General features: G+C 70.6%; 7 protein-coding genes. 5 read left to right on the forward strand and 2 right to left on the reverse strand.

Annotated features, from left to right (window positions below):
- Position 1: 1 nt before the first annotated feature.
- On the forward strand, positions 2-1,045 hold the full coding sequence (locus ACZ6I3_RS09260; protein WP_469413096.1) for a CE1 family esterase: 1,044 nt from the start codon (positions 2-4) through the stop codon (positions 1,043-1,045).
- Here ACZ6I3_RS09260 and ACZ6I3_RS09265 read toward each other — a convergent pair.
- Positions 984-2,195, reverse strand: a complete 1,212-nt coding sequence (locus ACZ6I3_RS09265; protein WP_469413097.1) for a sensor histidine kinase — start codon at positions 2,193-2,195, stop codon at positions 984-986. The genes ACZ6I3_RS09260 and ACZ6I3_RS09265 overlap by 62 nt on opposite strands.
- 192 nt (positions 2,196-2,387) lie before the next feature.
- Complete coding sequence (locus ACZ6I3_RS09270) at positions 2,388-3,869, reverse strand: MFS transporter (protein ID WP_469413099.1); 1,482 nt, start codon at positions 3,867-3,869, stop codon at positions 2,388-2,390.
- A gap of 279 nt (positions 3,870-4,148) precedes the next feature.
- Between ACZ6I3_RS09270 and ACZ6I3_RS09275 the strand changes: the two genes are divergently transcribed.
- The 4 genes from ACZ6I3_RS09275 (at position 4,149) to ACZ6I3_RS09290 (ending at position 7,747) form a co-directional block, all read left to right on the forward strand.
- Positions 4,149-4,802: a TetR/AcrR family transcriptional regulator gene (locus ACZ6I3_RS09275; protein WP_469413101.1), complete on the forward strand. Its 654-nt coding sequence runs from the start codon at positions 4,149-4,151 to the stop codon at positions 4,800-4,802.
- Between the two features lie 205 nt (positions 4,803-5,007).
- Positions 5,008-6,273: a cytochrome P450 gene (locus ACZ6I3_RS09280; protein ID WP_469413103.1), complete on the forward strand. Its 1,266-nt coding sequence runs from the start codon at positions 5,008-5,010 to the stop codon at positions 6,271-6,273.
- A gap of 8 nt (positions 6,274-6,281) precedes the next feature.
- Positions 6,282-7,463, forward strand: a complete 1,182-nt coding sequence (locus ACZ6I3_RS09285; protein WP_469413105.1) for an NAD(P)/FAD-dependent oxidoreductase — start codon at positions 6,282-6,284, stop codon at positions 7,461-7,463.
- A complete protein-coding gene (locus tag ACZ6I3_RS09290) occupies positions 7,460-7,747 on the forward strand; it encodes an aldehyde dehydrogenase family protein (RefSeq protein ID WP_469413107.1) in 288 nt (95 codons plus the stop codon). Before ACZ6I3_RS09285 ends, ACZ6I3_RS09290 begins: the two co-directional genes overlap by 4 nt.
- The last annotated feature ends 57 nt before the right edge of the window (positions 7,748-7,804 follow it).

Here is a 7,804-nt window from a genome sequence, read left to right on the forward strand (position 1 = left end):
GGTGCTTCAACGCATCGCACACGTCCTTCTCGCAGCCGCGGCTGCGCTCACGATCCCCGCTGCCGCCGCGGCACCGGCCGGAGCCCAGGAACAGGAGCAGGCCGTATCCGCCGGATCCCGCTGCGCGCCCGCGAAGCCCGGCCTCGTCACCGTCCCCGTCACCTCCGCCGGGACCACGTATCCCGTTTCGCTGTACGTCCCCCGCGGGTACACCGGCCGGCACCCAGTCCCGCTCGTCCTCAACCTCCACGGCAGCGGTGCGACCGGGCTCCACCAGCTCGCCATCAGCGACACGCAGAGGGTCGCGGACAAGTACGGGTTCCTGGTGGCCGTACCCGACGGAGGTATGCCGCAGGCCGGTTCGCGGGGCGGCCACACCTGGGTCATACCCGGGGTGCCGAACGCCTCCGGTCAGTACCCTTCCCCGGACGATCGCGACGACGTGCGGTTCCTCTCCGACACCATCAGCGCCGTCTCCGCGGGCTTCTGTGTCGCCCCGCGACGGGTGTACGCCACCGGTTTCTCCGGCGGAGCCCGGATGGCCTCGCTGGCCGCCTGCCGCCTGGCCGACCGCATCGCCGCCGTCGCGCCGGTCGCCGGCCTGCGGGCGGGCAATCCCGACGCCTCCGACCCGAACCGCCCGGAGACCGGAGGCTGTTCGCCTTCCCGCCCCGTGCCCGTACTGACCTTCCACGGACAGCAGGACACGGTCAATCCTTACTCCGGAGGCGGGAGCGGCTACTGGCGGTACCCGGTTCCCACGGCCTTCGCGCGCTGGGCGGAACTCGACGGCTGCCGCCTCGGCCCGCTCTATGCCCCGCTCACCGAGCACGTCACTCTCAGCACCCACAAGGCCTGCCGTCAGGGGGTCGACGTCAGCATGTACGTGATAGCGGACGGTGGCCACACCTGGCCGGGCTCCCCCTACCCGGATGCCTTCCCGGGCGGCGGCAAGGTCTCCGCCGAGGTCGACGCGACCGACGTCATGTGGCGCTTCTTCGAGCGGCATCCATTGCGGCACGGGGGTGCAGAGGAAGTTCGGTGACGACCTCGAAGCCGCCTTCCGGGCAGTGGCCGGCCCGCAGCCGGCCACCGACGGAGCGGGCCCGCTCGTGCATGCCGAGGAGACCGAAACCGCTGCCCGGCTCCCGGGATTCAGCGACACCGCCGTTGCTCACGCGGACGCGCAACCGGTCGCCGGTGTAGGCGATCCGCACCTCGGCCGAGCCGGTGCCGGCGTGCTTGGTCACGTTGGTGAGCGCCTCCTGGAGGATGCGGTACGCGGTGACGTCCGTTCCGGCACCCAGGGGCCGTGGTTCGCCTTCGGTGATGACCGTGACGGTGAGCCCGGCGCTCTTGAAGGAGTCCACCAGTTCGGGGAGCCGGGCGAGACCGGGAGCGGGGTCCGCGGGGCCATCCGTGTCGTCCGCACTGCGCAACAGACCTACGGTGGCCTTGAGTTCACCGAGGGCGAGTGCCGTCGTCTCGGAGAGGTCGGCCGAGATCCGGTCCGCCTCGTCGGGCCGCGTACGCACCAGCCGGGTGACGGTACGCGCCTGGAGGTTGGCCAGAACGAGGTGGTGGGCGACGACGTCGTGGAGGTCGCGGGCTATCCGCATGCGTTCCTCGGTGACACGGCGCCGCGCCTCTTCCTCGCGGGTGCGTTCCGCGTGCTCGGCACGGGCCCGCACGGCCTCCAGGTAGGCCATGTGGAGGCGGCGTGCGCTGCCGAGGGCGGTGGGCAGCAGCAACCAGGCCGCGGGGCCTAGCAGTCTCAGGACCAGGGAGACGTCGCCGGGGCCGAACAGGAGGCCCGTCACGGCCAGCAGGACGATGGCGGTGAGGGAGTAGGCGTAGGCGTAGGCGGTCCTGCGGCTGATGCCGCTCGCCAGCGAGTAGAGGGCGACCATGAGCGGCCCGAGCAGCAGGACGGTGGGGATGTAGCCGAGCGCGGCCACGGCCAGGGCGCACACGCCGGTGAGAGCCACGGTGGTTCCCGGGCGCCCGCGGCGGCCGAGCAGCACGGCGCAGGCGACGCCGGTCAGCAGGACGCCGGGCCACCACGGGACGTCGAGGCTGTGACCGGGGACCGTGAGGAGACTGCCCGGGAAGGAGCAGGCGAAGAGGGAGACGACGAGTACCGCGTTCACGGCGTGGGGGCGGGTCTGGGGGTACCGCTGCATGGCGTCGCTCATGGTGGGGGTCCTCCGCCGGTGTCCCGTCGCGGTGCGACGGCTGGGGGCAGGCGGCCGCCACGCGCAGCGGGGGTTCGGCGACGGCGAGCGAGGACGTACGTGGCCGTGGCCCCGCTGGTCGTGGGTCCTTGGTGGCGTGGCGGCGCAGGCCTCCTGCGCCGCCGTGCACGGAACGTGCGGGACGAGGGATACCTACGCCTTGTGCGCGGCCTTCTCGGCGGACGCTGCGGCGGGGGCCCCGTGCGCGGCGGCGACGGCACGCTGCCGGGGGAGGAAGGAGGACAGGAGCAGGGCGAGGAGGGCGGCGCCGCAGCCGATAGCCATGATCACCTTGAAGCTGTTCTCGGAGGGGAGGGCGTGCCCCGCGAAGTCGGTGGTCATCTGGGCGAGGATCACGCCGGAGGCGGCGCTGGCGATCGAGGTGCCGATGGACCGCATCAGCGTGTTGAAGGCGTTGGCGGCGCCGGTCTCGGAGACCGGGACCGCGCCCATGATGAGCATGGGCAGGGCGCCGTAGGCGAAGCCGATGCCGGTGCCGATGATGCAGGACACCAGGACCAGCTGCCAGATCTCGCTCATCATCACGATGTTCAGGGCGTAGCCGGCGGCGACGATGAGGGCGCCGATCATGAGCGTGAGCTTGGGGCCCTTGGCCTGGGAGATCTTCGAGGACAGGGGAGCGGCGACCATCACGATCAGGCCCTGGGGCGCGAGGACCAGGCCGACGGTCAGCAGGTCCTCACCGAGGCCGTAGCCGGTCTGCTCGGGCAGCTGGAGGAGCTGCGGGACGATCAGCTGCATCGCGAAGAGGGAGAAGCCGAAGGCCAGGCCGGCGAGGTTGGTGAAGAGGACCTGGGGGCGGGCGGTGGTGCGCAGGTCGACGAGCGGCTGGGTGGTGCGCAGTTCGAAGAAGCCCCAGGCGAGGAAGACGAGCACGGCGGTGGCGAAGAGGCCGAGGGTGGTACCGCTGGCCCAGCCCCAGTCGCCGCCTTTGGAGATGGCCAGCAGCAGGCAGACCAGACCGGCGGCCAGACCGAGTCCGCCGAGCAGGTCGAAGCGCCCGCCGCTGCGGACCTTCGATTCGGGCACAAGCAGCATCATGGTGACGAAGGCGACGGCTCCCAGGGCGGCGGAGGCCCAGAACAGGATGTGCCAGTCGAAGTTGTCGGCGACGAAGGCGGCGATGGGGAGGCCGAGGGCGGCGCCGATGCCGAGGGAGGCGCTCATCAGGGCGGTCGACGAGGCGAGCCGCTCGGCGGGCATCTCGTCACGCATGATGCTCAGGCCCAGCGGGATCACACCGGCTGACAGGCCCTGCAGGACGCGACCGATGATCATCGGGGTGAGCGAGTCGCTGAGGGCGACCGCCACCGAGCCGACCGTCAGCGCGGCGAGGCTGGTCAGGAGCATGCGGCGCTTGCCGTACATGTCGCCGAGGCGCCCGGCGATGGGGGTGGCGACGGCCGCGGCGAGCAGGGTCGCGGTGACGGCCCAGGCCGTGTCCGAAGCCGGTGCGTTCAGCAGCCTGGGCAGTTCCGGCACGATCGGGATCACCAGGGTCTGCATCAGCGAGACCACGATCCCGGCAAAGGCCAGCACCGCCACGATCACGTTCGGATTCTTCGGGGGCGCTGACGCCGAGGCGCTCGCGGGTGGGGTGGTTTCGTCGGACATGGCTGATCTCCGTCTGAGCAGGCAAATGTAGAGGAACCCGCTAGTCTTAAATCAACGGGTTGATTTAAAATGTACTCCGAGGCTGGGCAGGGTTCAAGTCGGGCCGGCCGAATCCAGTGGGAACGGCAGATGGAGGGGCTGTGGAGGAGGATGGCCTGGACCGGCCATGTGATTGCGTACGCTTTCGTCGTTCGACCTCGCCGACCCGGACGAGGATCCGCGATGGCCTGGGGGACGGGCTCTCGTGGATTGGTGTGATGTCCCGAAGCGGTGGTGAGGATGACCGGCAGGACGAGGCGGGACGAGCAGGTCAGTGCGACGCGCGAGGCGCTTCTGGACGCGGCGGAGCGGTTGTTCGCCGAGCATGGGGTGCACGCGGTCGCCAACCGTCAGATCAGTCTGGCCGCCGGGCAGGGCAACAACGCCGCGGTGAGCTATCACTTCGGCACCAAGATCGACCTGGTGCGCGCCATCGCCCGTCGGCATGCCGAGGGGATAGAGGCCGGCCGTGTGCGCATGCTGGCCGACATCGGCGACTCTGCCGACCTGCGGGACTGGGTGGCGTGCGCGGTGCGTCCCGTCACCGGGCATGTGGAGGCCCTGGGCGCATCGAGTTGGTACGGGCGGTTCATCGCCCAGGTGACGGCCGACCCCGCGCTCCGGGCGGTCACCAGTGAGGAGTTCGCGGCCGGTTCGCCGTCGATGGAGAAACTCCAGGACGGCCTCAACGGCTGCCTTCCCGACCTGCCGGCGGAGGTGCACGCCGAGCGCGCGGCCATGACCCGCCACCTGATCACACAGATGGTGGCCGAACGGGAGCGCGCGCTGGACCGCAACGAACCGACCGCACGCGCCAGTTGGCGCGAGACGGCGAACGGTCTGATCGACGCGATCGTCGCCCTGTGGCAGGCGCCGGTCACGCGCGAGGGCTGACTCCCGGCCTGCCCGGCACGCCGGCCGCGTGTCCGGCGGGCTCGTGTGACCGAAAATTAAATCAACGGATTGACTTAAGTCGCTCCCGGATGGTTGCCTGGGTCTACGGAAGGCGTCGCGTTGAAGGAAACCGGCAGCTCAGAGGCCATGCGCGGTAACCGACTCGACGATTTCCGGCAGACCCCCCACCAGCGAGGAGCAGGCAGTGACCAGCGCAGTAGACAAGCCGACAGGCGGGCCCCCTGCGGACGCTCCGGAGTACGACATCGCCCGGTCCGCGCGGTGTCCGCTCGACCCGGCACCCGCGATGAGGGCACGTCAGGAGGAGGGCCCGCTGGTGCGGGTCCGGCTCTGGGACGGCACCCTCGCTTGGCTGGTGACCGGCTGGGAAGAGCACCGGGCGCTGCTCTCCGACCAGCGGGTCAGTGTGGATCCCATGCATCCCGGTGCCCCGAAGCTCTCTCCCGGGGAGAGGGCGATGGTCGACACCCTGCGGCAGCAGGGCAAGAGCACGGTCGGCATGAGCTTCATCATGATGGACGACCCCGAGCACAGCCGCCTGCGGCGCATGGCGACCTCCGCCTTCACCATCAAACGGATCGAGGCGATCCGCCGGCCCACCCAGCGGGTCGTGGACGACCTGATCGACAAGATGCTCGACGGCCCGAAACCGGCCGATCTCGTCGAGGCGTTCGCGCTGCCGGTGCCGTCGCTGGTGATCTCCGAACTGCTCGGCGTGCCCTACGACGACCACGACTTCTTCCAGCGCAACAGCAAGGCCATCATCAACCGCGACACCCCCGGCGAGGCCCGGCTCGCGGCACGGCAGGAGCTGCTCACCTACCTGGACGAGCTGCTGGGGGAGAAGCTCACCCACCCCGCCGAGGACCTGCTCTCCGGACTCGCCGAGCGCGTCAAGGCCGGCGAGCTGGCCCGCGAGGAAGCCACCGAGATGGGGGTGCTGATGCTGTTCGCGGGCCACGAGACCACCGCGAACATGATCACCCTGGGCACGCTGACCCTGCTCCAGCACCCCGACCAGCTGGCTCTCCTGCGCGACACCGACGACCCGAAGCTGATCGCCTCCGCGGTCGACGAACTGCTGCGCTGGATCACGATCACCCACGGCGGACTGCGGCGCGTGGCGCTGGAGGACATCGAGATCGCCGGTCAGGTCATCCGCGCCGGCGAAGGCATCATCCCGGTCAACGAGACCGCCAACCGGGATCCGTCGGTCTTCCCCGACCCCGACCGCCTGGACATCACGCGTGACGCGCGCCGCCACGTGACCTTCGGATACGGCATCCACCAATGCCTGGGACAGCCGCTGGCCCGCATGGAGCTCCAGGTCGTCTACCCCACGCTCCTGCGGAGGATTCCCACCCTGGCGCTCGCCACGGGACTGGAGGAGATCCCGTTCAAGCACGACGGCTTCGTCTACGGGGCCTACGAACTTCCTGTGACCTGGTGAGGAACGCAATGATCAGTGATGTCGTGATCGTGGGTGCCTCGGCCGCCGGACTGGCCACAGCCGAGGCCCTGCGCAACAAGGGATACGACGGGGCACTGACCCTGGTCGGAGACGAACCGCACGCCCCCTACGACCGCCCACCGCTGTCGAAGCAGCTCCTGTCCGGCGCCTGGGAACCGGAGCGCGTACGTCTGCGGGACGACGAGGCCATCGCCAAGCTCGGCGCGACCCTCCGACTCGGCCGCCGCGCGACAGGGCTGGACCTGACCGAACGCCGGGTGCTGCTGGGCGGCGACAACCCGGTCGGCTTCGACGCCCTGGTCATCGCCACCGGTGTCACCGCGCGCCGACTGCCCGGCGACGACCTCGCGGGCGTACACGTCCTGCGCACCCTCGACGACGCCCTCGCGCTGCGCGCCCACCTGCTGGGCCGGCCGAAGGTCGTCGTGGTCGGCGCCGGGTTCCTCGGGGCCGAAGTGGCCGCGGTGGCCCGCACCATGGGACTCGAGGTCAGCCTCGTCGACCCGCTGCCGGTGCCCATGCTCCGTCAGGTGGGCGAGCAGATCGGGAAGCTCGTCGGACAGATGCACCACGACCACGGGGTCGCCGTGCACCTCGGAGTTGGCGTATCCCGGTTCGCCGAGGTCGCCGGACGTGTGGTCGCGGTCGAACTGGCCGACGGCACCAAGCTCGACGCGGACGCGGTCGTGATCGCCGTCGGATCCACCCCGGCGACGGACTGGCTGACCGGCTCGGGCCTGCCCCTGGGCAACGGCGTGGAGTGCGACGCCCACTGCCGGGCCGCCCCCGGCGTCTACGCCGCTGGTGACGTCGCGTCCTGGGACAACCCGCACTTCGGCCGGCGGATGCGCATCGAGCACCGGCTCAACGCCACCGAGCAGGGCATGACCGTGGCCGCCAACCTCCTCGGTGAGGAACGCCCGTTCGCTCCCGTCCCGTACTTCTGGAGTGACCAGTACGACGCACGCATCCAGGCCTACGGCATCTTCCCCGACGGCGCGGACATCACGGTCGTGCACGGCAGCCTGGACGACCGCAAGTTCGTCGCCGCCTACGGCCACGAGGGCACGGTCGTCGGAGTCCTCGGCTGGAACAGTCACCGTGAACTGCGGGGGCTCCGGCAACTCGTCGTCGATCGCGCTCCCCACCCCGGAAGGCAGCAGCCGTGACGGACAACTCGATGTACCGGCGGGAGTTCTACACAGGCGGTGTCTGGGCCAAGCCGGCGGGCACCGCGGTCCTGGAGGTCGTCTCACCCTCCACGGAGGAGGTCGTCGGCGAGGTACCGGTCGCGACCACCGAGGACATCGACCACGCCGTGATCGCCGCTCGCACCGCGTTCGACGACGGCCCGTGGCCGCGGATGACACCGGACGACCGCGCCGACGTCCTGGCCCGGGGCGGCGGGCTGCTGCGGGGGGGGGGGGGAGAGAGGGGAGGGGGGGTTGTCTAGGGGAGGGGGGTGGCTTTTGGTTCGGCCCCCCTTTCAACCAGTACAACCGCCGCGATC

The sequence above is a fragment of the Streptomyces sp. NPDC041940 genome, assembly GCF_055589465.1.